Origin of the sequence: Burkholderia sp. 9775_39, assembly GCF_015712225.1 — a bacterium.
GTDB classification, from domain to species: Bacteria; Pseudomonadota; Gammaproteobacteria; order Burkholderiales; family Burkholderiaceae; genus Burkholderia; species Burkholderia cenocepacia.
In genome coordinates this window covers 18849-39720 of record NZ_JACCQC010000044.1, presented here as the reverse complement: position 1 = coordinate 39720, position 20872 = coordinate 18849, and the positions used below count along the sequence as shown (strand labels likewise).

Genomic DNA, 20872 nt, shown 5'->3' with positions numbered 1-20872 from the left:
GGCGGGGGCGGTCGTGCGTGGTCCGGTGCGTCCGGCGTCACGGATTCATCGGCGCTGTCGTCGTGCGCGGGCGACGCGCGTGCGGCGTCCGTCGGCACGCCGAACAGGTCGAACTGTCCGTCGGCGTGCGACTCGTTGGCGTCGTCGTGCTGCTGTCGTTGCGGCGGCGCCTTGCGCCGCGTCCTGCCGTCACCCATGCATGCCCAGCGTAAGGCGCCGCCTAGCGCGGCAGCGCGTGTTCGTACATGTAGCGCCGCGACCACGGCAGCGTTTTCGCGCTGCGTCCGGCCTTGCGGCACACGATCTGGAAGATCGACACGTCGTCGTGCTCGAACGCATACGCGCAGCCGGCCAGATACACGCGCCAGATGCGGAATTTTTCGTCGTCGACGAGCTTTCGCGCTTCGTCGGCTTTTGCTTCGAAGTTTTCCGTCCAGATATCGAGCGTGCGCGCATAGTGCCGGCGCAGGCTTTCGACGTCAACCGCCTCGAGTCCGCCGCGCTGCGCCGCTTCGAGCGCGAGGCTGATGTGCGGCAGCTCGCCGTCCGGAAACACGTAGCGATCGATGAATTCGCCGCCGCCGAGCGCCGTTTCGCCGCTTTCCGCGTCGGTCGACGTGATCCCGTGATTCATCGCGATGCCGTCGTCGGTCAGCAGCTCGCGGATGCGCGAGAAATAGAGCGGCAGGTTCTTGCGGCCGACGTGCTCGAACATCCCGACGCTCGTGATGCGGTCGAACTGGCCTTCGATCTCGCGATAATCCTGCAGACGAATCTCGATCCTGTCTTCGAGCCCCGCGGCCTTCACGCGGGCGGTCGCGAGGTCGAACTGGTTCTGCGACAGCGTCACGCCGAGACACGTCGCGCCGAACTTCTGTGCGGCGCGCAGCACGAGCGCGCCCCAGCCGCAGCCGATGTCGAGCAGGCGCTGGCCGGGCTGCAGCTGGATCTTCGTCAGGATGTGGTCGATCTTCTTGATCTGCGCGGTGGCGAGATCCTCGTCGCCGTTCTCGAAGTACGCGCACGAGTACACCATGTTCTCGTCGAGCCACAGCTGGTAGAACTCGTTCGAGACGTCGTAGTGGTACTGGATCGCCTTCTTGTCGGTGCTCTTCGTGTGATTGAAGTAGCGCTTCACGCGGGCGAGCTTGCTTGCGCTGGTCACGGTGCTGCGCGCGAGCGAGTAGCCGATGTTGATGATGTCCGACAGCTTGCCTTCGATGTCGATCTTGCCTTTCACGTACGCCTCGCCGAGATTGTCGAGGCTCGGTTCGAGCAGCAGCGGCAATGCCGACGCGCTGTTCACCTTCAGCGTGACCTGCGGTGCGCTGAAGGTGCCGAAATCGAGTTGATCGCCGTTCCACAGCACGAGGCGCGCCGGTATGTTCGCTTTTGCCCGTACTTCATCCGCCCACTGTGCCAGCTTCTTTTCCCAGAACATTTGGATTCTCCGTTTGTTCGTTGAATCGAATACAGCCAAGTATCCTGACCGGCGCCCGCCGCTTGCGGCGCGGGCACCCGGATGCAACACGAGACACGACCGGCGTGCGCCGGCGCCGCGCTTACGGCGACAGGCGCGAGATCGTCCAGCCCGGCGACGCCGCGGCGTCGCGCGTATAGAGCAGGCGGTCGTGCAGCCGCGACGGGCGCCCCTGCCAGAACTCGATCGAGTCGGGCACGAGGCGGTAGCCGCCCCAGTGCGGCGGGCGCGGCGGGTTGTCGCCGTAGCGTTCGCTGACGGCCTTTTCGCGCGCTTCGAGCGTCGCGCGGCTGTCGATCACGGCGCTCTGCTCCGACGCCCACGCGCCGATGCGCGAGCCGAGCGGGCGCGACGCGAAATAGCGGTCGCTTTCTTCCGCGCTGGTTTTCTCGATCCGGCCTTCGATGCGCACCTGGCGCTCGAGCTCGATCCAGTAGAACAGCAGCGCGGCTTGCGGATGCACGGCGAGATCGTGCCCCTTGCGGCTTTCGTAATTGGTGAAGAAGACGAACCCGCGTTCGTCGACGCCCTTGATGAGCACGATCCGGGCCGACGGCCGGCCGTCGGCGCCGACGGTCGCGAGCGTCATCGTGTTCGGCTCGGGCAGTTTCGCGGCGAGCGCCTCCTTGAACCAGCGATCGAACTGGGCGAAGGGGTCGGGGGCGGCATCGGCTTCGTCGAGCGAAGCACGTGAATAGTTGATGCGGAGATCGGCGAGAGTCGTCATGTTATGCAAACGCTTCAATCTGGGGCCAGTATAGCGAACGCGCGAGAATCGTGCGTGCACAGTGGCGCGTGCGGACGGGGAGTTCAGGCAAAATAGAGGGCTGCACGACTTACGTTTTCCTTGCTGCCATGTCCTCCGCCGACGCTGCCCCGCCCAGTTCTTCTGATCTTACCCCGACACCGGAAATCCAGCTTGACGTGGATCGCGCGCGGCGTTTCGGCGGCGTCGCGCGCCTGTATGGCGCGCCGGCCGCCGCCGCGTTCGAGCGGGCGCACGTCGCGGTGATCGGGATCGGCGGCGTCGGGTCGTGGGTGGCCGAGGCGCTCGCGCGCAACGCGATCGGCACGCTGACGCTGATCGATCTCGACAACGTCGCGGAAAGCAACACGAACCGGCAGATCCATGCGCTCGACGGCAATTTCGGCAAGCCGAAGGTCGACGCGATGGCCGAGCGGATCGCGCTGATCGATCCCGCGTGCCGCGTGAACCGGATCGAGGATTTCGTCGAGCCCGACAACTTCGACGCGCTGCTCGGCGGCGGCTTCGACTACGTGATCGACGCGATCGACAGCGTGCGCACGAAGGTCGCGCTGATCGCATGGTGCGTCGCGAAACGGCAGCCGTTGATCGTGGTCGGCGGCGCGGGCGGCCAGCTCGACCCGACGCGCATCCGCATCGACGATCTCGCACTGACGATCCAGGATCCGCTGCTGTCGAAGGTGCGTGCGCAGTTGCGCAAGCAGCATGGTTTTCCGCGCGGGCCGAAGGCGCGCTTCAAGGTCAGCGCCGTGTATTCGGACGAGCCGCTGATCTATCCGGAAGCGGCGGCCTGCGACATCGAGGACGGCGCCGAGCCGTCCACGGCCGCGCACGTCGCGGGGCTCAACTGTGCGGGCTTCGGTTCGAGCGTGTGCGTGACCGCGAGCTTCGGGTTCGCGGCGGCCGCGCATGCGCTGCGTGCGATCGCGGCGCAGGCGGCCGGCTGAGCGCGCGACGCGCGGGCAGGAAAGACGGATGCCGCGGCGCGGGTAACGCGCCGCGAGCGATACGGCAAGTCGGCCGGGCCAGCGCGGCCCGGCGCGTCGTGCATCAGTTGAGCGCCATGCTCAGCTTGCGTCGCCACCCGGCGACGAGGTCGGGGCGATCGCCGGCCAGCTCGAACACCGAGATCATCGTGCGGCGGCCGAGATCATCGCCGTACGTGCGATCGCGCATCACGATTTCCAGCAACTGTTCCAGCGCGCCTTCGTACGCGCGCCGCGCGATCAGGCTCTGCGCAAGGTCGAAGCGTGCGTCGAGATCGGCCGGGTTTGCCGCGATGCGCGCTTCGAGCGCATCGGTTGGCGGCAGGTCGGCCGTGGCTTCGAGTGCGTCGAAACGGGTCTTGATCGCTTGGTAGCGCGGGTCGCCGTTCTGCACGGTTTGCGGCGACAGGCGCTCGGTCTCGGCACGCGCGGCGTCGACTTCGTTGCGCGCCAGCAGCAGTTCGATCAGGTCGAGGCGCGCGTCGTCGTAGCCGGGGTTCAGCGCGAGCGCCGCTTCGAGGTGCGCGAGCGCCTCGTCGAAGCGCTGTTCGGCCATCGCATACTGCGCGGCGCGGCGCTCGGCTTCCTCGGGGGCCGGCAGCAGCCGGTCGAGGAACGCGCGCAACTGGCCTTCGGGCAGCACGCCGACGAACTGGTCGACCGGGCGCCCGTCGGCGAACGCGATCACGTGCGGGATGCTGCGCGTCTGGAAGTGCGCGGCGAGTTCCTGGTTCTCGTCGACGTTGACCTTCACGAGCTTCCAGCGGCCTGCGTAATCGGCTTCGAGCTTTTCCAGCAGCGGGCCGAGCGTCTTGCAGGGGCCGCACCACGGCGCCCAGAAGTCGACCAGCACGGGCGTGTCCAGCGACGCCTCGATGACGTCTTTCTCGAATGTGGCAAGCGTGGTGTCCATGGCGTTCTCTTCCGTTCGAATATCGTCAGGATGGGGGCGGCGCGCGGCTTTTTCAACGCGGTTTCGCTTCGGGCAGCGGAATCCATTCGGTCTCGCCGGGCACCTTGCCCATTTCCTGGCGCGTCCAGGCCGCTTTGGCCCGCTCGATCGCCTCGCGACTGCTCGCGACGAAATTCCACTCGATGTAGCGTTCGCCGTCGATCCGGTCGCCGCCGAGCAGCATCGCGCGCGCGCCGCTGGCGCTCGTCAGCGTGACCGTCGCGCCCGGCACGAGTACGGCCATCTGTTCGGCCGGCACCGGCGTGCCGTCGATCGCGAGCTCGCCGTCGACCACGTAGACCGCGCGCTCCTCGTGCGATGCATCGAGTTCGAGCCAGCCGCCGGCCGCGAATTCGGCCGCGACGTACAGCGTGCGCGAGAACGTCGTCACGGGCGAATGCAGCCCGAACGCGTCGCCGGCGATCACCGTCAGCGCCACGCCGTCTGCGTCGCGCTTGGGCAGCGTGTCGGCCGCATGGTGCTCGAACGACGGTTCGGTCGTCTCGTGCGCCTGCGGCAGCGCGACCCAGGTCTGGATACCGTGCACGGTGTGGCCGCTGGCGCGTTGCGCGTCCGGCGTGCGCTCGGAGTGGACGATGCCGCGGCCGGCCGTCATCCAGTTCACGTCGCCGGGCACGATTTCCTGCAGCGAGCCGAGGCTGTCGCGGTGCAGGATCGCGCCGTCGAACAGGTAGGTAACCGTCGCGAGTCCGATGTGCGGATGCGGGCGCACGTCGAGCCCCGTGCCGGCAGGCAGCGTCGCGGGCCCCATGTGATCGAAGAAGATGAACGGGCCGACGAGGCGTGCGGCGAGCGCGGGCAGCGTGCGGCGTACCTGCAGGTTGCCGATGTCGCGGACGTGCGGCTTCAGCAGGGCTTTGATCGAGTCGGTCATGGCGGGCCTCGTGGGGAACGGCTGGATTGCCGGTCATTGTACTGGCGGTGCGGCGGCGCGCGCGCGTGACGCGGAGCGCGGGGACCACGAAATGCGCGCGCTGCGGCCGCGGCAGGCATGCGTCGTGCGGCATCCGCGGCGTGGCGCAAGCCGCTGCGCGCGCCGCCGATTCCATGCGGGCCGTGCGGGTATCGGGCCGGCCGGCGAAACCCGGTAGACTGGCCGGCTTCACAACAATGATTCGACAATCGAGGGAGACACCGATGATGGCCCCGAAGGACTTGCTGCTCGCGCTGGTCGTGATCCTGGCGTGGGGCGTGAACTTCGTCGTGATCAAGGTCGGCCTGCACGGCATGCCGCCGATGCTGCTCGGCGCGCTGCGCTTTACGCTCGCGGCCGTGCCCGCGGTGTTCTTCGTGCGCCGGCCGCAGATTTCGTGGCGGTTGCTGGTGCTGTACGGCGCGACGATCCAGCTCGGCCAGTTCGTGTTCCTGTTCACCGGCATGTACGTCGGCATGCCCGCCGGCCTCGCGTCGCTCGTGCTGCAGTCGCAGGCGTTCTTCACGCTGGTGTTCGCGATGCTGTTCCTCGGCGAGCGGCTGCGCGTGCAGAACCTGATCGGGCTCGCGATCGCCGCGGGCGGGCTCGTCGTGATCGCCGCGCAAGGCGGCCGCGCGATGACGCTCGCGGGTTTCCTGCTGACGATCTGCTCGGCCGCGATGTGGGCCTTCGGCAATATCGTCACGAAGAAGGTCGGGCGTGCGAACCTCGTGTCGCTCGTCGTATGGGCGAGCCTCGTGCCGCCGGTGCCGTTCTTTCTGCTGTCGCTGTGGTTCGAGGGGCCGCAGCGGATCGCGACCGCGCTCGCCGGGCTGAACGGCGCGTCGATCTTCGCGGTCGTCTATCTCGCATTCGTCGCGACGCTGCTCGGCTACGGGCTGTGGAGCCGCCTGCTGTCGCGCTACCCGGCCGCGCAGGTCGCGCAGTTCTCGCTGCTGGTGCCGATCGTCGGGCTCGCGTCGTCGGCGCTGCTGCTCGACGAGCATCTGACGCAAACGCAACTGATCGGCGCCGCACTCGTGATGGGCGGGCTCGCGGTGAACGTGTTCGGCGGGAAACTGCTGAGCCGCTTCGCGGCGTCGTGACGCGCCGGCACGCGCTGCGTGCCGGCGGGGGGAGCGGTGGCGCTCAGGCCATCCGGCTCTTCGCGAGCGGCGGATTCGCGGCGAAATAACGCTTGATGCCGCGGAAGATCGCGTCGGCCATCTCGTCGCGATAGCTGTCGTCGTTGAGCCGGCGCTCTTCGTCCGGGTTGCTGATGAATGCGGTCTCGACGAGGATCGACGGAATGTCGGGCGCCTTCAGCACCGCGAACCCGGCCTGCTCGACCGAGCCCTTGTGCAGCTTGTTGATGCCGCCCACTTCCTTCAGCACGTAGTTGCCGTAGCGCAGCGAGTCGCGGATCTGCGCGGTCGTCGACATGTCGAACAGCGCGCGGTTCACCGCCGCGTCCGCCGTCTTGATGTTGATGCCGCCGATCAGGTCCGACGAATTCTCCTTGTTCGCCATCCAGCGCGCCGCGGCGCTCGTCGCGCCGTGGTCGGACAGCGCGAACACCGACGAGCCGCGCGCGGACGGCGTCGTGAACGCATCCGCGTGGATCGACACGAAGAGATCCGCGCCGACGCGGCGCGCCTTCTGCACGCGCACGTTCAGCGGCACGAAGAAGTCGGCGTCGCGCGTCATCATCGCGCGCATGTTCGGCGCGGCGTCGATCTTCGCGCGCAGCTTCTTCGCGATGTCGAGCGCGATGTGCTTCTCGTACGTGCCGTTGCCGCCGATCGCGCCCGGATCCTCGCCGCCGTGGCCCGGGTCGATCGCGACCGTCAGCAGACGCACGGTGCCGCCCTTGCCGGATTTCGGCGCGGTGAACTTGTAGGTGTCGCCGTCGTCGTCGCCGTCGTCGCGGCGCGCGATGACGGGCGGCGGCTTGACGGCCGGCTTCGCGGGCGTCGACGGCGTGCCGGCCGCCGGCGGCGTGTGCGGCGTGGTTGGCGTGTTCTGCGCGAAACGCTGGAAGAATGCGTCGCTGTTGTCGCCCGCGCCGGGCGGCGGGGTGCCGGGGCCCGCCAGCGTGGACGGCGGCTGCATCTGCTGCGCGCGCGCGGTGTCGTTGAGCGCCTGTTCCTTGCGTTCCGTCTGCGCGATCAGGTCGGACAGCGGATCGGGCGCGACGGCCGGATACAGGTCGAACACCAGCCGGTACTTGTACGTGCCGACGGGCGGCAGCGTGAACACCTGCGGCTTCACCGAGCCTTTCAGGTCGAAGACCATCCGCACGACGTGCGGCTGATACTGGCCGACGCGCACCGACTGGATCTGCGGATCGTTCGGCGCGATCTTCGAGACGAGGTCGCGCAGCGCCTGGTCGAGGTCGAGGCCGCTCAGGTCGACGACGAGACGGTCGGGACCCTGCAGCAGCTGTTGGCTATTCTGCAGCGGCTGGTCGGATTCGATCGTGACGCGCGTGTAATCGCGTGCGGGCCACACGCGCACGCCGAGCACCGACGATGCGTGCGCGAGCCGCGGCGCGACGAGACCGAGCACCAGCGTCGACGCCCCCGCGCGCAGGATCTGACGGCGCCGCCAGTTGTGCGTCGCGGTGGCCGCCGATTCGATCGAGCGGAACGGTTTGATCAACATCTTTCGAGACATGCCTTTCCTGAAGCGCTGTACGCCCGGACGGTGAGGGCACGGCCGTCGCCATCCACGTCGAGCGAGAAAACCAGATCGGGCACGCCGAGCAGGGCGCCCGCCTGTTGTGGCCATTCGACGAGGCAGATCGCGGTGGAATTGAAATATTCGCGAAAGCCTGCATCGGACCATTCGGCCGGATCGTTGAATCGATACAGATCGAAGTGATAGACCTCGAGTTCCCCATCGCTGCGTTCGAGCGCGTACGGCTCGACGAGCGTATAGGTCGGGCTGCGCACGCGGCCCTGGTGGCCGAGGCCGCGCAGGATCGCGCGCACGAGGGTCGTCTTGCCCGCGCCGAGATCGCCGACCAGCTGGATCTGCAGCCCGTCGAACGCATGCGCGCGGTCGAGCTCGAGGCGCGCCGCATCGAGCGCGTGCGCGAAGCGGGTGCCCAAGGCCTCGGTTGCCGCTTCGTCGGCGAGCGCGATCACGCGCTCCGCGAGCGGGGCGGGCAACGTGGCGTCGTGAGGCGGTTGGCTGGGCGTGGCTGGCATTCTCGTAAAATAGTGCGATGAACCGACTACCGGAACGCGCCGCATCCGACAGGCCTTCGACTCGTGACGAAGGCGCGGCGCCGTGCGCGCTCGACGATGCGGCGTTGACTGCGCTCGCCGCTCGCATCAGGGCGTGGGGGCGCGAATTGGGTTTCGGGGCGATCGGCATCAGCGATACCGATCTCTCGGATGCCGAAGCGGGCCTCGCCGCCTGGCTGGAAGCCGGATACCACGGCGAAATGGATTATATGGCGAAACATGGGATGAAACGCGCGCGGCCGGCCGAACTTGTGGCCGGTACGCGACGCGTGATTTCCGTGCGGCTCGCCTATTTGCCGGCCCAAACGCTCGCTGACGGCGCGCCCGGCGGCGAGCCCGGCGCGCTCGTGCCGCACGACTGGCGCGCCCGCGAACGGGCACGGCTCGACGATCCGCAGGCGGCCGTCGTGTCGATCTATGCACGCGGCCGCGACTATCACAAGGTGCTGCGCAACCGGCTGCAGACGCTCGCGGAGCGTATCGAGCACGAGATCGGCGGGTTCGGCTACCGCGTGTTCACCGATTCGGCGCCGGTGCTCGAGGTCGAGCTCGCGCAGAAGGCCGGGGTCGGCTGGCGCGGCAAGCATACGCTGCTGTTGCAGCGCGATGCCGGCTCGCTGTTCTTTCTCGGCGAGATCTACGTCGACCTGCCGCTGCCGACCGACGCGCATACGGCGCCCGACCGCGCGCCGGAGACGCCCGGCGCGCATTGCGGCAACTGCACGCGCTGCATCGACGCGTGCCCGACCGGTGCGATCGTCGAGCCGTACCGCGTCGATGCGCGCCGCTGCATCTCGTACCTGACGATCGAGCTGAAAGGCAGCATTCCCGAGCCGCTGCGGCCGATGATCGGCAATCGCGTGTACGGCTGCGACGACTGTCAGCTCGTGTGCCCGTGGAACAAGTTCGCGCAGGCCGCGCCCGTCGCCGATTTCGACGTGCGGCACGGTCTCGATCGCGCGACGCTCGTCGAGCTGTTCGCGTGGGATGCCGACACGTTCGACACGCGGATGCAGGGCAGCGCGATCCGGCGCATCGGCTACGAAAGCTGGCTGCGCAATCTCGCGGTCGGGCTCGGCAATGCGCTGCGCGCGGGTGCGGACCGGCTCTCGCCGGCGGCGCGCGACGCGATCGTCGCCGCGCTGCGCGCCCGGGCCGACGATCCGTCGCCGCTCGTGCGCGAGCATGTCGAATGGGCGCTGCGGGCCGCGTGAAGGCGGCGTAAAGTGTCGTCGGCGCGCGGGCAGGGCCGCGCGCATCCCCCGGTCAGGAGAAGGCAATGTTCAACGCAGTCATCGACGCGCCGTTCGGCAAGGTCGGCATCCGTACGGATGCCGCGGTGGTGCGCGAGATCGTCTATCTGCCCGAATCGATGAAGTCGGTCGATCCGGATTCGGCGCTCGCGAAGCGCGCGGTCAAGCAGATCGAACGTTATTTCGAGCGCGCGTCCGCACGCTTCGACCTGCCGCTTGCCGATGTCGGCAGCGCATTCCAGCATCGCGTGTGGGACGTGATCAGCGATATCCCGCCCGGCACGGTGCTCACCTACGGCCAGGTCGCGAAGCGGATCGGCAGCGCGCCGCGCGCGGTCGGCCAGGCGTGCGGCGCGAACTACTTCCCGCTCGTGATCCCGTGCCATCGCGTCGTCGCGGCGGGTGGCCTCGGCGGGTTCGCGAACCACGACGACAACGGCTATTACCAGCAAGTGAAGCGCTGGCTGCTGACGCACGAGGGTGTGCCGTACCGATGAGCGAACCTGTGACGACCCCCGAAGCCGACGACGATGCCGTCGCGGCATCGCCCGCGCTGCTCGCGAGCCGCGCGTCGATCGACGTGTTCTGCGATGCGTTGTGGCTCGAACACGGCCTCGCGCGCAACACGCTCGATGCGTACCGGCGCGATCTGGTGCTGTTTTCCCAATGGCTGGCCGCGACGCACGCCGCGCCGCTCGACGGCGCCGACGAGGCGATGGTGACCGGCTACATCGCCGCGCGCAGCGACGGCAAGGCGACGTCGTCGAACCGGCGACTGTCCGTGTTCCGTCGCTATTACGGCTGGGCCGTGCGCGAGCATCGCGCGAGCGCCGACCCGACGCTGCGGATCACGTCCGCGAAACAGGCGGCCCGGTTCCCGTCGACATTGTCGGAGGCGCAGGTCGAGGCGCTGCTGGGCGCGCCGGACATCGGCACGCCGCTCGGCCTGCGCGATCGCACGATGCTCGAGCTGATGTACGCGAGCGGGCTGCGCGTGAGCGAGCTCGTGACGCTGAAGACCGTCGAAGTCGGCCTCAACGAAGGCGTCGTGCGCGTGATGGGCAAGGGTTCGAAGGAGCGGCTCGTGCCGTTCGGCGAAGTCGCGCACGCCTGGATCGAACGCTACCTGCGCGACGCGCGGCCCGCGCTGCTCGGCGCACGCGCGGCCGATGCGCTGTTCGTGACCGCGCGCGGCGACGGGATGACGCGCCAGCAGTTCTGGAACATCATCAAGCGTCACGCGCAGCAGGCCGACGTGCGCGCGCACCTGTCGCCGCACACGCTGCGGCACGCGTTCGCGACGCACCTGCTGAACCACGGCGCCGACCTGCGCGTCGTGCAGTTGCTGCTCGGCCACAGCGACATCTCGACCACGCAGATCTACACGCACGTCGCGCGCGAGCGGCTCAAGACGCTGCACGCGCAGCATCACCCGCGCGGCTGACGCGCGACGCGGGCGTTCGACGCAGCGTGGTGGGGCGGGGCGCCGATGCGGACTGCGCCGCGCATCGCAGGGCGCGTCAGACGAGCTCGCGCAGCCGGTGCTTGAGCACCTTGCCGGTCGATGCGGCCGGCAACGCATCGAGCACGCGGATGTGCGCAGGGCGTTTGTAAGCGGTGAGCCGGTCCGCGCACCATGCGTGCAATGCCGCCTCGTCGACCGCCGCGCCCGGCACGCGCTCGACGAACGCGAGCACTTCCTCGTTGCCGTCGATCGCGCGGCCGATCACGGCCGCCTGCACGACGTCCGGATGCGCGTTCAGCACCTGCTCGACCTCGACCGGATACACGTTGAAGCCCGAGCGGATGATCAGCTCCTTGCTGCGGCCCGCGATCGTCACCGCGCCGTCCGCGTCCTGCCGCGCGAGATCGCCGGTGCTCAGCCAGCCGTCCGGCGACACGGCCGCGCGCGTCGCATCCGCGTTGCGGTAGTAGCCGAGCATCACGTTCGGCCCGCGCACGCGGATCTCGCCGACTTCGCCCGGCGGCACGTCGGTGCCGTCCGGCGCGACGATCCGCACGTCGACGCCCGGAATCGGCACGCCGACCGAACTGTCCGTGCGCGGCGCGTCGAGCGGCGTCTGCGTGATCGTCGGGCTGCTTTCGGTCATCCCGTAGCCGTTGTGCAGCGGCACGCCGTACAGGCGCTCGACGCGCGCCTTCAGGTTCGCATCGAGCGGCGAGCCGCCCGAATATGCGAAGCGCAGCCGCGGCGCGCGCCATGCGTGGCCGTGCGTGTGCAGGTGTTCGAGCAGCTTCGCGTGCATCGCGGGCACGCCCTGGAAGATCGTCACGCCTTCGTCGGCGAGCGCGACGCGGACGGCTTCCGGCGAGAAGCGCGGCGCGAGCCGCAGCGTCGCGCCTGCATACAGGCTGCCCAGGCACACCGATGCGAGCCCGTACACGTGCGACACGGGCAGCACCGTGTAGACGACGTCGTCCGGCGACACGCGGCGCAGCGCGCTCGACGTCGCCGCGATGAACAGCAGGTTGCGGTGCGACAGCATCACGCCTTTCGGCGTGCCGGTCGTACCGGTCGTGTAGATCAGCGCCGCGCATTGGGCGGCGCCGTCGGCGGCCACCGGTTCGGCGGGCGCGCTCGCGTCGACGCGATACGACCACGCGCCGATGTCGACCGGCAGCGCGCCGGCCGGCATTGCGCCGAGCCGCTCGGCGTGGGCGCGCGCGTCGGGTGAGACGTCCGTCGTGAACGCGGTCAGCTTAGGGCGTGCATGCGCTGCGATCGCATCGAGTTCGGCGGCCGACAGCCGTGCGTTCGACACGAGCGCCCACGCGTCGAGGCGGGCGGCCGCGAACAGCAGCACGATCTGCGCGACGCAGTTTTCCGCGACGATCATCACGCGATCGCCGCCTTGCACGCCGAGGCTCGCCAGCCGCGCGGCCGCCGCATCGACGGCCTGCGCCAGATCGCCGTACGACAGGCGGCGCGCATCCTCGATCAGCGCCGGCTGCGCGGGCGACTGCGCGGCCCGGCGCGCGGGCACGTCGGCGATGCGACGCGGCAGCGCGGCGAGCAGCGCATCGACATCGAGCGATTCGGATGAACGGACGGGCGAGGACATGGCGTCTCCAGATGAGGGGCCGGCGGCGGGCCGACGATATTTGCGAACGATCGTGCCATGACGGCGCGCGCGCCACAATTGGCCAATCGGGCAATAGCGCTTCACGATGTCTGCAATGATGATGGGCATGATCGTGACCGCGATGCGGCGGGCCGGCGGAAAACGGGCCGCGAGTATACCGTCGGCGCCGGCACGCGATTGCGCGAGCGTCGATCGTTCGCCATTAAAATGCCGCCATGAGCAAATCCAGACACGTGTCCGAAACCCCCGCGACCCAACTGCTGCGCCGTCATGGCGTCGCATTCGGCGAGCATCCGTACGAATACGTCGAGCACGGCGGCACCGGCGAATCGGCGCGCCAGCTCGGCGTCGACGAGCACAGCGTCGTGAAGACGCTCGTGATGGAAGACGAACACGCGAAGCCGCTGATCGTGCTGATGCACGGCGACCGCACGGTGTCGACCAAGAATCTCGCGCGGCAGATCGGCGCGAAGCGGGTCGAGCCGTGCAAGCCCGAGGTCGCGAATCGCCATTCGGGCTATCTCGTCGGCGGCACGTCGCCGTTCGGCACGCGCAAGACGATGCCCGTCTACGTCGAGGCGACGATCCTCGACCTGCCGACGATCTACCTGAACGGCGGCCGGCGCGGCTACCTGGTCAGCCTCGCGCCGACGGTGCTCACGTCGCTGCTCGGCGCGCGGCCCGTGCAGTGCGCGAGCGTCGACTGAGGGTTTCACCTTCGTGGCACGCCGCGCCCGTTCGGTAGAATGGGCGCCGTTTCGGCCTGCCGGCTTGCCGCGCACGGCCATCCCTTTCCCGATACGTTGAAAGAAGAGTCCTCCGCATGCAGATCCTGCTCGCCGCCCTCGTTGCCTACCTGATCGGTTCGGTGTCGTTCGCCGTCGTCGTCAGTTCCGTGATGGGCCTGGCCGACCCGCGTTCGTACGGATCCAAGAATCCGGGCGCGACCAACGTGCTGCGCAGCGGCAACAAGAAGGCCGCGATCCTGACGCTCGTCGGCGACGCGTTCAAGGGCTGGATCGCCGTCTGGCTCGCCCGTCACTTCGGCCTGCCCGACGTCGCGGTCGCGTGGGTCGCGATCGCCGTGTTCCTCGGCCACCTGTACCCGGTGTTCTTCCGCTTCCAGGGCGGCAAGGGCGTCGCGACCGCGGCCGGCGTGCTGCTCGCCGTGCACCCGGTGCTCGGGCTCGCGACCGCGCTGACCTGGCTGATCGTCGCGTTCTTCTTCCGCTATTCGTCGCTCGCGGCGCTGGTGGCGGCCGTGTTCGCGCCGGTGTTCGACGTGTTCCTGTTCGGCACGCCGGGCCATAACCCGGTCGCGTGGGCCGTGCTCGCGATGAGCGTGCTGCTCGTGTGGCGTCACCGCGGCAACATTTCGAAGCTGCTCGCGGGGCAGGAGAGCCGGATCGGCGACAAGAAGAAGGCGGCCGCGGACGGCGGCGCGCAGGACGGCGGGAAGGCCTGAGAACGCGCGGCGCTGGCCGCGCGCCGGGCGCGCCGCGTGTGCGGGGCCCGGCGGGATGACGTGACGGGCCGGCGGCCGGTCAGTCGCGGAAGTTGTTGAAGTCGAGCGGCGTGTCCGTCACGTCCTTGCGCAGCATCGCGATCGTGCTCTGCAGGTCGTCGCGCTTCGTGCCGGAGATGCGCACCGCGTCGCCCTGAATGCTTGCCTGCACCTTGATCTTGCTGTCCTTCACGAGGCGCACGATCTTTTTCGCGAGGTCACCCGTCACGCCTTTCTTCACGGTGACGATCTGCTTGACCTTGTCGCCGCCGATCTTCTCGACCTTGCCGTAGTCGAGGAAGCGCACGTCGACGTTGCGCTTTGCCAGCTTGCCGATCAGCACGTCCTTGACCTGGCCGAGCTTGAAATCGTCGTCGGCGAACAGCGTCAGCTCGCGTTCCTTCTGCTCGACGCGTGCGTCGGAGCCCTTGAAGTCGAAGCGCGTCGAGATTTCCTTGTTCGACTGCTCGATGGCGTTCTTCACTTCGATCATGTTCGCTTCGGAAACGACGTCGAACGATGGCATGGCATTCTCCCTTGAGATGCGGGCGCCCGGCTCGCGCGCGGGCACTCGCTATAATTGCGGACTGTTTGCCATTTTACCGATGCCCCTCCGTTTGCCCAAGGCCGGCCATGCGCCGCCCGGGCCGACGTGACCGCGAATGCCGATGCCCCCTGACGATTCCGCCCTGTCGCTGCTTCCCGACCATCCGCTCGCCGCGCACAACACGTTCGGCATCGCCGCGCGCGCGCGCTTCGCCGCGCGCATCACGCAGGCGGCGCAGTTCGAGGCGCTGCATCGCGACCCGCGGGTCGCGACCCTGCCGCAACTCGTGCTCGGCGGCGGCAGCAATATCGTGTTCACGCGCGATTTCGACGGCGTCGTGCTGCTCGACGAGATCGCGGGCCGCCGCATCCTGCGCGAGGACGACGACGCGTGGTACGTCGAGGCCGGCGGCGGCGAGAGCTGGCACGCGTTCGTCGCGTGGACGCTCGAGCACGGGATGCCGGGCCTCGAGAATCTCGCGCTGATCCCGGGCACCGTCGGCGCCGCGCCGATCCAGAACATCGGCGCGTACGGCCTCGAGATGAAGGCGTATTTCGATTCGCTGGTCGCGGTCGAGCTGGCGACGGGGCGCAGCGAGCGGTTCGACGCCGTGCGCTGCGCATTCGGTTACCGCGACAGTTTCTTCAAGCGGGAAGGGCGCGGCCGGTTCGCTATCGTCGCGGTGACGTTCCGGCTGCCGAAGCAATGGACGCCGCGGCTCGGCTACGCGGACGTCACACGCGAGCTCGACGCGCGCGGCATCACGCCCGATGCGGCGACGCCGCGCGACGTGTTCGATGCAGTCGTCGCGATCCGCCGCGCGAAGCTGCCCGATCCGCTGGTGCTCGGCAATGCGGGCAGTTTCTTCAAGAATCCGGTGATCGACGCCGCGCAGTTCGATGCGCTGCGCGCCCGCGCGCCGGAGGTCGTGTCGTATCCGCAGCCGGACGGGCACGTGAAGCTCGCGGCCGGCTGGCTGATCGACCGCTGCGGCTGGAAGGGGCGCGCGCTCGGGGCGGCGGCCGTGCACGACCGCCAGGCGCTCGTGCTCGTCAATCGCGGCGGCGCCACCGGTGCCGACGTGCTGGCGCTGGCGCGGGCGATCCAGGCCGACGTGCGCGCGCAGTTCGGTGTCGAGCTGGAGGCGGAACCGGTCTGCCTGTAACGCAGGCGTGCGCCGGTTGTCGCGCATCCAAACAAAAAGCGCCGATCGTCGATCGGCGCTTTTTTTACGCGTGTGCGTTGCGGCGCGTCAGTGCTTGAGGCGGCCGAGCAGCAGGAACTCCATCAGCGCCTTCTGCACGTGCAGACGGTTTTCCGCTTCGTCCCACACGACGCTCTGCGGGCCGTCGATCACGCCGGCCGTCACTTCCTCGCCGCGGTGCGCGGGCAGGCAGTGCATGAAGAGGGCATCCGGATTCGCATGGCCCATCATTTCCTCGTCGACGCACCAGTCGGCGAATGCCTGCTTGCGCGCCTCGTTCTCGGCCTCGAAGCCCATGCTCGTCCACACGTCGGTCGTCACGAGATCGGCGCCCTTGCACGCTTCGTTCGGATCGTCGAACACCTCGTAGAACGGCGCGCTGTCGGGCGACACGAGCTTCATGTCGAGTGCGTAGCCGGGCGGCGTCGACAGGCGCAGCTTGAAGCCGAGGATCTGCGCGGCTTCGATCCACGTGTAGAGCATGTTGTTCGCGTCGCCGACCCACGCGACGGTCTTGCCGGCGATCGGGCCGCGGTGCTCGTAGTACGTGAAGATGTCGGCGAGCACCTGGCACGGGTGGTATTCGTTCGTCAGGCCGTTGATCACCGGCACGCGCGAGTTCTGCGCGAAGCGCGTGATCACGTCCTGCTCGAACGTGCGGATCATGATGATGTCGACCATTCGCGAGATGACCTGCGCGGAATCCTCGACGGGCTCGCCGCGGCCGAGCTGCGTGTCGCGCGTGCTCATGAAGACGGCGTGACCGCCGAGCTGGAAGATCCCGGCCTCGAACGACAGGCGCGTGCGCGTCGAGCTCTTCTCGAAGATCATCGCGAGCGTGCGGTCGTGCAGCGGGTGATAGGTCTCGTAGTTCTTGAACTTGCGCTTCAGGATACCCGTGCGTTCGAGCACGTACTCGTAGTCTTCCAGCGAGAAATCCTTGAACTGCAGGTAGTGACGAATGGTTTTGGCGGTCATGAAACGAAATACGGCGGGTCTCACCCGGCAGCGAGGCCGGACGGCGCCGCCGTCGGGTGTGGATAACTCAAAGCAGCATAAAGGATTTTCTGTGCTTTGACGAGCTGTGGAGCGACGCGGGGCAGGATCGCCGCGCGCGATCCGCAGTGCGGGAAGACGGGCGTCGGGACGACGCGCGATGGCGCGCTGCGGTATAATTCGAAAGTTTTCTCCAGCCCGGCAGGCAAGGCTTTTCGCGCTCTGCCGGACACAAGCCGTGCGCTGCACACATCCGGTGCAGTCCACCGGCGGCGCGCCTCGACGCCCCGTTTTCGGGATATCGATGAGCTTGTGCCGCCGACCCTCCAGCTTTGTGTTCGCGTATCCAGGCGCCGTTGCCTGGACATCGCCGGGCCGTCACTTGGGTAACCACATGGCTGAAACCCCTCCGACCGAATTTTTCATCCAGGGCATCACGAAAGACGGGAAAAAGTTTCGCCCGAGCGACTGGTCGGAACGTCTGGCCGGTGTGATGGCCTGCTTCGGGCCGGGGGCGAGCGGGCCGAACGCGCGTCTCAAGTATTCGCTGTACGTGCGTCCGACGATGCTCGGCGACCTGAAATGCGTGATCCTCGATTCGCGGTTGCGCGACATCGAGCCGATGGCTTTCGATTTCGTGCTGAATTTCGCGAAGGACAACAACCTCGTCGTGACCGAGGCGTGCGAATTGCCGGACTACAACGCGAAGAAGTGATGCCGGCGGGCGAGGGCGCGTGCCGTGCCCGCCCGCGTACAGGTCGCCGCCGCGCGTGATGCGCGAGCGACCGGCAACGAAAAAGCCCGCCTAGGCGGGCTTTTTCGTGATCGCAGGAAACAGGAACGCCCGCGCGAGCGGGCGCACCGGATTTACGCTGCTGCCTGCAGACCCTTGACGGCTGCGGCCAGGCGGCTCTTGCTGCGAGCGGCCTTGTTCTTGTGAACGATCTTCTTGTCGGCGATCGTGTCGATCGTCTTCACGGCAGCCTTGAACAGCTCGGCAGCCTTTGCCTGGTCGCCGGCTTCAACAGCCTTGCGAACCGACTTGATCGCGGTACGGAATTTCGAGCGCAGCGCCGAGTTGTGCGAGTTTGCCTTCGCGGCCTGGCGGGCGCGCTTGCGTGCTTGTGCGGAGTTAGCCATGACGGTTCCTTATCCTGTCCTGTTTCCAGAGCTTGGAGCCTGACGGCCAAGCGCTGCTTTTCGATCCGTCCCCTGAGAACGATTGCCCAGGGGCGCATAAAAAAACGGTGATTTTAACCGAGGCCGGGACATGAAAACGGCAGTTGCCGTGCATGTACGAGCCCAGAAACCGGCGATTATAGCAACAAAATCAAGCGAGTGGCAAGTTCGACTTAACGCCCGCCGGGCGAGGCGCCGGCGGCGGCCGCGCTTTTCGGTATCGGCCGGTGGCCGGGTCGCGCAACGTCCGTATAATAAGCGCCCCATGAATCTATTCCGAGCCCTGCTGACGGTCAGCGGCTTCACGCTGCTGTCGCGCGTGACCGGACTGGCCCGCGAGACGCTGATCGCCCGTGCGTTCGGCGCCAGTCAATACACCGACGCGTTCTACGTCGCCTTCCGCATTCCGAACCTGCTGCGCCGCCTGTCTGCCGAAGGCGCGTTCTCGCAGGCGTTCGTGCCGATCCTCGCCGAGTTCAAGAACCAGCAGGGGCACGATGCGACGAAGGCGCTCGTCGACGCGATGTCCACCGTGCTCGCGTGGGCGCTGGCCGTGCTGTCGGTCGTCGGGATCGCCGGTGCGTCGTGGGTCGTGTTCGCGGTCGCGTCCGGCCTGCACAGCGACGGCCAGGCGTTCCCGCTCGCGGTCACGATGACGCGGATCATGTTCCCGTACATCGTGTTCATTTCGCTGACCACGCTCGCGTCGGGCGTGCTGAACACGTACAAGAGCTTCTCGCTGCCCGCGTTCGCGCCGGTGCTGCTCAACGTCGCGTTCATCGCCGCGGCCGTGTTCGTCGCGCCGCACCTGAAGGTGCCGGTCTACGCGCTCGCGTGGGCCGTCATCGTCGGCGGCGTGCTGCAGTTTCTCGTGCAACTGCCGGGCCTGAAGAAGGTCGACATGGTGCCGCTGATCGGCCTGAATCCGCTGCGCGCGCTGCGTCATCCGGGCGTGAAGCGCGTGCTCGCGAAGATGGTGCCGGCGACGTTCGCGGTGTCCGTCGCGCAACTGTCGCTGATCATCAACACCAACATCGCGTCGCGGCTCGGGCAGGGCGCGGTGTCGTGGATCAATTACGCCGACCGCCTGATGGAGTTCCCGACGGCGCTGCTCGGCGTCGCGCTCGGCACGATCCTGCTGCCGAGCCTGTCGAAGGCGCACGTCGACGCCGACTCGCACGAATATTCGGCGCTGCTCGACTGGGGGCTGCGCGTCACGTTCCTGCTCGCGGCGCCGAGCGCGCTCGCGCTGTTCTTCTTCGCGACGCCGCTCACCGCGACGCTGTTCAACTACGGCAAGTTCGACGCGCATACCGTCACGATGGTCGCGCGCGCGCTCGCGACGTACGGAATCGGCCTCGTCGGCATCATCCTGATCAAGATCCTCGCGCCGGGCTTCTATGCGAAGCAGGACATCAAGACGCCGGTGAAGATCGCGATCGGCGTGCTGATCGTCACGCAGCTCTCGAACTACGTGTTCGTGCCGCTGATCGGCCACGCGGGGCTCACGCTGAGCATCGGCGTCGGTGCGTGCCTGAACTCGCTGCTGCTGTTCCTCGGGCTGCGCAAGCGCGGCATCTACCAGCCGTCGCCGGGCTGGCTGCGCTTTTTCGTGCAGCTCGTCGGCGCGGCGCTCGTGCTCGCGGGCCTGATGCACTGGTGCGCGATCAATTTCGACTGGACCGGGATGCGCGCGCAGCCGCTCGATCGCATTGCGCTGATGGCCGCGTGCCTCGTGCTGTTTGCTGCACTATATTTCGGTATGTTGTGGGTGATGGGCTTCAAATACGCTTACTTCAGAAGGCGCGCCAAGTGACGACCGCAATGACCCGCGTCCTCGACTACTTCAGCACGCTCGTGGCGGACGACGACAGTCTGCCCGTCACGGAAACCGCGCTGTCGCTGGCGCAGGACGCGTATCCCGACCTCGACCTGCAGGGCACGCTGGCCGAACTCGACATGCTGGCGGCGCGGCTGCGCCGGCGGCTCGCCGACGATACGGACCTGAAGGGCCGCGTCGCCGCGCTGAACGACTTCTTCTTCCGCGAGCTCGGTTTCGCGTGCAATCACAACGATTACTACGACCCCGATAACAGCCACCTGAACGCCGTGCTGAAACGGCGGCGCGGGATCCCGATCTCGCTGTCGGTGCTGTACCTGGAACTCGCCGAGCAGATCGGCGTACCGGCGCGCGGCGTATCGTTCCCCGGCCATTTCCTGCTGCGCGTGACGCTGCCGGACGGTGACCTGATCATCGATCCGACCAACGGCCATTCGCTGTCCGAAGCCGAGATGGTCGAGATGCTCGAGCCGTACGTCGCGCGTGCGGCCGGCGCGGTCGACAGCGCGTTGCGCGCGCTGCTGCAGCCGGCGACGAGCCGCGAGATCATCGCGCGGATGCTGCGCAACCTGAAGACGATCTATCTGCAGACGGAACGCTGGCAGCGGCTGCTCGCGGTGCAGCAGCGGCTCGTGATCCTGCTGCCCGAGCAGCTCGACGAGGTGCGCGACCGCGGCTTCGCGTATGCGCGGCTCGACTACCTGCGCCCCGCGCTCGAGGATCTCGAGCAGTATCTCGGCGAGCGACCGGATGCGGACGATGCGACCGTCGTCGAATCGCAGGTGAGCGAACTGCGGCAACGGATGCAGCGCGACGGCGAGGAGTGAGCCGAGCCATCGGCGCACGTCCACCGGCACACGAAAAAAACGCCCGCAT

Annotated in this window: 21 protein-coding genes and 1 pseudogene; 11 read left to right on the top strand and 11 right to left on the bottom strand. The window is 67.9% G+C overall.

Features of this window, described 5'->3' with window-relative positions; all coding sequences use genetic code 11:
• From H0X90_RS35905 to pdxH, 3 genes and pseudogenes are all read right to left on the bottom strand, one after another.
• Positions 1-299: pseudogene (locus H0X90_RS35905) on the bottom strand (DUF72 domain-containing protein); the annotation flags it as partial.
• Complete coding sequence (locus H0X90_RS33595; RefSeq protein WP_048988969.1) at positions 221-1441, bottom strand: cyclopropane-fatty-acyl-phospholipid synthase family protein; 1221 nt, start codon at positions 1439-1441, stop codon at positions 221-223. The pseudogene H0X90_RS35905 and the gene H0X90_RS33595, both read right to left, overlap by 79 nt.
• 121 nt (positions 1442-1562) lie before the next feature.
• A complete protein-coding gene (gene pdxH, locus H0X90_RS33590) occupies positions 1563-2207 on the bottom strand; it encodes a pyridoxamine 5'-phosphate oxidase (RefSeq protein WP_006482475.1) in 645 nt (214 codons plus the stop codon).
• A 128-nt stretch (positions 2208-2335) separates the two neighbouring features.
• Here pdxH and tcdA point away from each other — a divergent pair, with 128 nt between their 5' ends.
• Positions 2336-3193, top strand: a complete 858-nt coding sequence (gene tcdA / locus H0X90_RS33585; RefSeq protein ID WP_034178425.1) for a tRNA cyclic N6-threonylcarbamoyladenosine(37) synthase TcdA — start codon at positions 2336-2338, stop codon at positions 3191-3193.
• A gap of 103 nt (positions 3194-3296) precedes the next feature.
• On the opposite strand, the gene trxA is transcribed toward tcdA, so the two are convergent.
• A complete protein-coding gene (gene trxA / locus H0X90_RS33580; RefSeq protein ID WP_048988971.1) occupies positions 3297-4145 on the bottom strand; it encodes a thioredoxin in 849 nt (282 codons plus the stop codon).
• A gap of 52 nt (positions 4146-4197) precedes the next feature.
• Positions 4198-5079, bottom strand: coding sequence for a pirin family protein (locus H0X90_RS33575; RefSeq protein ID WP_077190472.1), 882 nt, complete (start codon positions 5077-5079; stop codon positions 4198-4200).
• 266 nt (positions 5080-5345) lie between these two features.
• Between H0X90_RS33575 and H0X90_RS33570 the strand changes: the two genes are divergently transcribed.
• On the top strand, positions 5346-6224 hold the full coding sequence (locus tag H0X90_RS33570) for an O-acetylserine/cysteine exporter (protein ID WP_012492837.1): 879 nt from the start codon (positions 5346-5348) through the stop codon (positions 6222-6224).
• 43 nt (positions 6225-6267) lie between these two features.
• Here the strand turns inward: H0X90_RS33570 and H0X90_RS33565 are convergent, their stop codons facing one another.
• Together H0X90_RS33565 and tsaE are read right to left on the bottom strand one after the other, a co-directional pair.
• Positions 6268-7794 (bottom strand): N-acetylmuramoyl-L-alanine amidase, encoded by a 1527-nt coding sequence (locus H0X90_RS33565; RefSeq protein ID WP_077190476.1) that lies wholly within the window; start codon positions 7792-7794, stop codon positions 6268-6270.
• Complete coding sequence (tsaE, locus tag H0X90_RS33560) at positions 7776-8330, bottom strand: tRNA (adenosine(37)-N6)-threonylcarbamoyltransferase complex ATPase subunit type 1 TsaE (RefSeq protein ID WP_077190478.1); 555 nt, start codon at positions 8328-8330, stop codon at positions 7776-7778. The genes H0X90_RS33565 and tsaE overlap by 19 nt, the downstream gene beginning before the upstream one ends.
• 17 nt (positions 8331-8347) lie before the next feature.
• On the opposite strand from tsaE, the gene queG reads away from it, so the two are divergent.
• The 3 genes from queG (at position 8348) to xerD (ending at position 11066) form a co-directional block, all read left to right on the top strand.
• A complete protein-coding gene (queG, locus tag H0X90_RS33555; protein ID WP_077190480.1) occupies positions 8348-9583 on the top strand; it encodes a tRNA epoxyqueuosine(34) reductase QueG in 1236 nt (411 codons plus the stop codon).
• Positions 9584-9648: 65 nt separating this feature from the next.
• A complete protein-coding gene (locus tag H0X90_RS33550; protein WP_006496476.1) occupies positions 9649-10119 on the top strand; it encodes a methylated-DNA--[protein]-cysteine S-methyltransferase in 471 nt (156 codons plus the stop codon).
• Complete coding sequence (gene xerD / locus H0X90_RS33545; RefSeq protein WP_077190482.1) at positions 10116-11066, top strand: site-specific tyrosine recombinase XerD; 951 nt, start codon at positions 10116-10118, stop codon at positions 11064-11066. Before H0X90_RS33550 ends, xerD begins: the two co-directional genes overlap by 4 nt.
• Positions 11067-11142: 76 nt before the next feature.
• Here xerD and H0X90_RS33540 read toward each other — a convergent pair whose 3' ends face one another.
• Complete coding sequence (locus H0X90_RS33540; protein ID WP_006496474.1) at positions 11143-12705, bottom strand: class I adenylate-forming enzyme family protein; 1563 nt, start codon at positions 12703-12705, stop codon at positions 11143-11145.
• 236 nt (positions 12706-12941) lie between these two features.
• Between H0X90_RS33540 and ybaK the strand changes: the two genes are divergently transcribed.
• Complete coding sequence (gene ybaK, locus H0X90_RS33535) at positions 12942-13433, top strand: Cys-tRNA(Pro) deacylase (protein ID WP_006482476.1); 492 nt, start codon at positions 12942-12944, stop codon at positions 13431-13433.
• Positions 13434-13549: 116 nt separating this feature from the next.
• A complete protein-coding gene (gene plsY / locus H0X90_RS33530; protein WP_006482488.1) occupies positions 13550-14191 on the top strand; it encodes a glycerol-3-phosphate 1-O-acyltransferase PlsY in 642 nt (213 codons plus the stop codon).
• A 79-nt stretch (positions 14192-14270) separates the two neighbouring features.
• On the opposite strand, the gene H0X90_RS33525 is transcribed toward plsY, so the two are convergent.
• Positions 14271-14756 (bottom strand): YajQ family cyclic di-GMP-binding protein, encoded by a 486-nt coding sequence (locus H0X90_RS33525; RefSeq protein WP_006482217.1) that lies wholly within the window; start codon positions 14754-14756, stop codon positions 14271-14273.
• 136 nt (positions 14757-14892) lie between these two features.
• Here H0X90_RS33525 and murB point away from each other — a divergent pair, with 136 nt between their 5' ends.
• Entirely contained in the window at positions 14893-15942 is a 1050-nt protein-coding gene (gene murB / locus H0X90_RS33520; protein WP_077190485.1) for a UDP-N-acetylmuramate dehydrogenase, read from the top strand.
• A gap of 87 nt (positions 15943-16029) precedes the next feature.
• Here murB and argF read toward each other — a convergent pair whose 3' ends face one another.
• The gene (gene argF / locus H0X90_RS33515; protein WP_006482207.1) at positions 16030-16959 is read right to left on the bottom strand and encodes an ornithine carbamoyltransferase; all 930 of its coding nucleotides are present in this window, start codon (positions 16957-16959) and stop codon (positions 16030-16032) included.
• 412 nt (positions 16960-17371) lie between these two features.
• Between argF and H0X90_RS33510 the strand changes: the two genes are divergently transcribed.
• Entirely contained in the window at positions 17372-17692 is a 321-nt protein-coding gene (locus H0X90_RS33510; protein ID WP_006482210.1) for a DUF3579 domain-containing protein, read from the top strand.
• 152 nt (positions 17693-17844) lie between these two features.
• On the opposite strand, the gene rpsT is transcribed toward H0X90_RS33510, so the two are convergent.
• Complete coding sequence (rpsT, locus tag H0X90_RS33505; protein WP_006482211.1) at positions 17845-18117, bottom strand: 30S ribosomal protein S20; 273 nt, start codon at positions 18115-18117, stop codon at positions 17845-17847.
• Positions 18118-18421: 304 nt separating this feature from the next.
• Between rpsT and murJ the strand changes: the two genes are divergently transcribed.
• Together murJ and H0X90_RS33495 are read left to right on the top strand one after the other, a co-directional pair.
• Positions 18422-19972: a murein biosynthesis integral membrane protein MurJ gene (gene murJ, locus H0X90_RS33500; protein WP_006482209.1), complete on the top strand. Its 1551-nt coding sequence runs from the start codon at positions 18422-18424 to the stop codon at positions 19970-19972.
• 8 nt (positions 19973-19980) lie between these two features.
• Complete coding sequence (locus tag H0X90_RS33495; protein ID WP_006496471.1) at positions 19981-20823, top strand: SirB1 family protein; 843 nt, start codon at positions 19981-19983, stop codon at positions 20821-20823.
• Positions 20824-20872 lie beyond the last annotated feature (49 nt).

What these genes read in the sequence shown, in the direction of transcription:
- plsY (WP_006482488.1), top strand. Translation starts at nt 13,550, where the DNA reads ATGCAGATCCTGCTCGCCGCCCTCGTTGCCTACCTGATCGGTTCGGTG.
- H0X90_RS33540 (WP_006496474.1), bottom strand. Translation starts at nt 12,705, where the DNA reads ATGTCCTCGCCCGTCCGTTCATCCGAATCGCTCGATGTCGATGCGCTG.
- H0X90_RS33495 (WP_006496471.1), top strand. Translation starts at nt 19,981, where the DNA reads ATGACCCGCGTCCTCGACTACTTCAGCACGCTCGTGGCGGACGACGAC.
- xerD (WP_077190482.1), top strand. Translation starts at nt 10,116, where the DNA reads ATGAGCGAACCTGTGACGACCCCCGAAGCCGACGACGATGCCGTCGCG.
- H0X90_RS33570 (WP_012492837.1), top strand. Translation starts at nt 5,346, where the DNA reads ATGGCCCCGAAGGACTTGCTGCTCGCGCTGGTCGTGATCCTGGCGTGG.
- H0X90_RS33550 (WP_006496476.1), top strand. Translation starts at nt 9,649, where the DNA reads ATGTTCAACGCAGTCATCGACGCGCCGTTCGGCAAGGTCGGCATCCGT.
- rpsT (WP_006482211.1), bottom strand. Translation starts at nt 18,117, where the DNA reads ATGGCTAACTCCGCACAAGCACGCAAGCGCGCCCGCCAGGCCGCGAAG.
- murJ (WP_006482209.1), top strand. Translation starts at nt 18,422, where the DNA reads ATGAATCTATTCCGAGCCCTGCTGACGGTCAGCGGCTTCACGCTGCTG.
- pdxH (WP_006482475.1), bottom strand. Translation starts at nt 2,207, where the DNA reads ATGACGACTCTCGCCGATCTCCGCATCAACTATTCACGTGCTTCGCTC.
- H0X90_RS33575 (WP_077190472.1), bottom strand. Translation starts at nt 5,079, where the DNA reads ATGACCGACTCGATCAAAGCCCTGCTGAAGCCGCACGTCCGCGACATC.
- trxA (WP_048988971.1), bottom strand. Translation starts at nt 4,145, where the DNA reads ATGGACACCACGCTTGCCACATTCGAGAAAGACGTCATCGAGGCGTCG.
- queG (WP_077190480.1), top strand. Translation starts at nt 8,348, where the DNA reads ATGAACCGACTACCGGAACGCGCCGCATCCGACAGGCCTTCGACTCGT.
- tsaE (WP_077190478.1), bottom strand. Translation starts at nt 8,330, where the DNA reads ATGCCAGCCACGCCCAGCCAACCGCCTCACGACGCCACGTTGCCCGCC.
- tcdA (WP_034178425.1), top strand. Translation starts at nt 2,336, where the DNA reads ATGTCCTCCGCCGACGCTGCCCCGCCCAGTTCTTCTGATCTTACCCCG.
- H0X90_RS33525 (WP_006482217.1), bottom strand. Translation starts at nt 14,756, where the DNA reads ATGCCATCGTTCGACGTCGTTTCCGAAGCGAACATGATCGAAGTGAAG.
- H0X90_RS33510 (WP_006482210.1), top strand. Translation starts at nt 17,372, where the DNA reads ATGGCTGAAACCCCTCCGACCGAATTTTTCATCCAGGGCATCACGAAA.
- H0X90_RS33595 (WP_048988969.1), bottom strand. Translation starts at nt 1,441, where the DNA reads ATGTTCTGGGAAAAGAAGCTGGCACAGTGGGCGGATGAAGTACGGGCA.
- H0X90_RS33565 (WP_077190476.1), bottom strand. Translation starts at nt 7,794, where the DNA reads ATGTCTCGAAAGATGTTGATCAAACCGTTCCGCTCGATCGAATCGGCG.
- murB (WP_077190485.1), top strand. Translation starts at nt 14,893, where the DNA reads ATGCCGATGCCCCCTGACGATTCCGCCCTGTCGCTGCTTCCCGACCAT.
- ybaK (WP_006482476.1), top strand. Translation starts at nt 12,942, where the DNA reads ATGAGCAAATCCAGACACGTGTCCGAAACCCCCGCGACCCAACTGCTG.
- argF (WP_006482207.1), bottom strand. Translation starts at nt 16,959, where the DNA reads ATGACCGCCAAAACCATTCGTCACTACCTGCAGTTCAAGGATTTCTCG.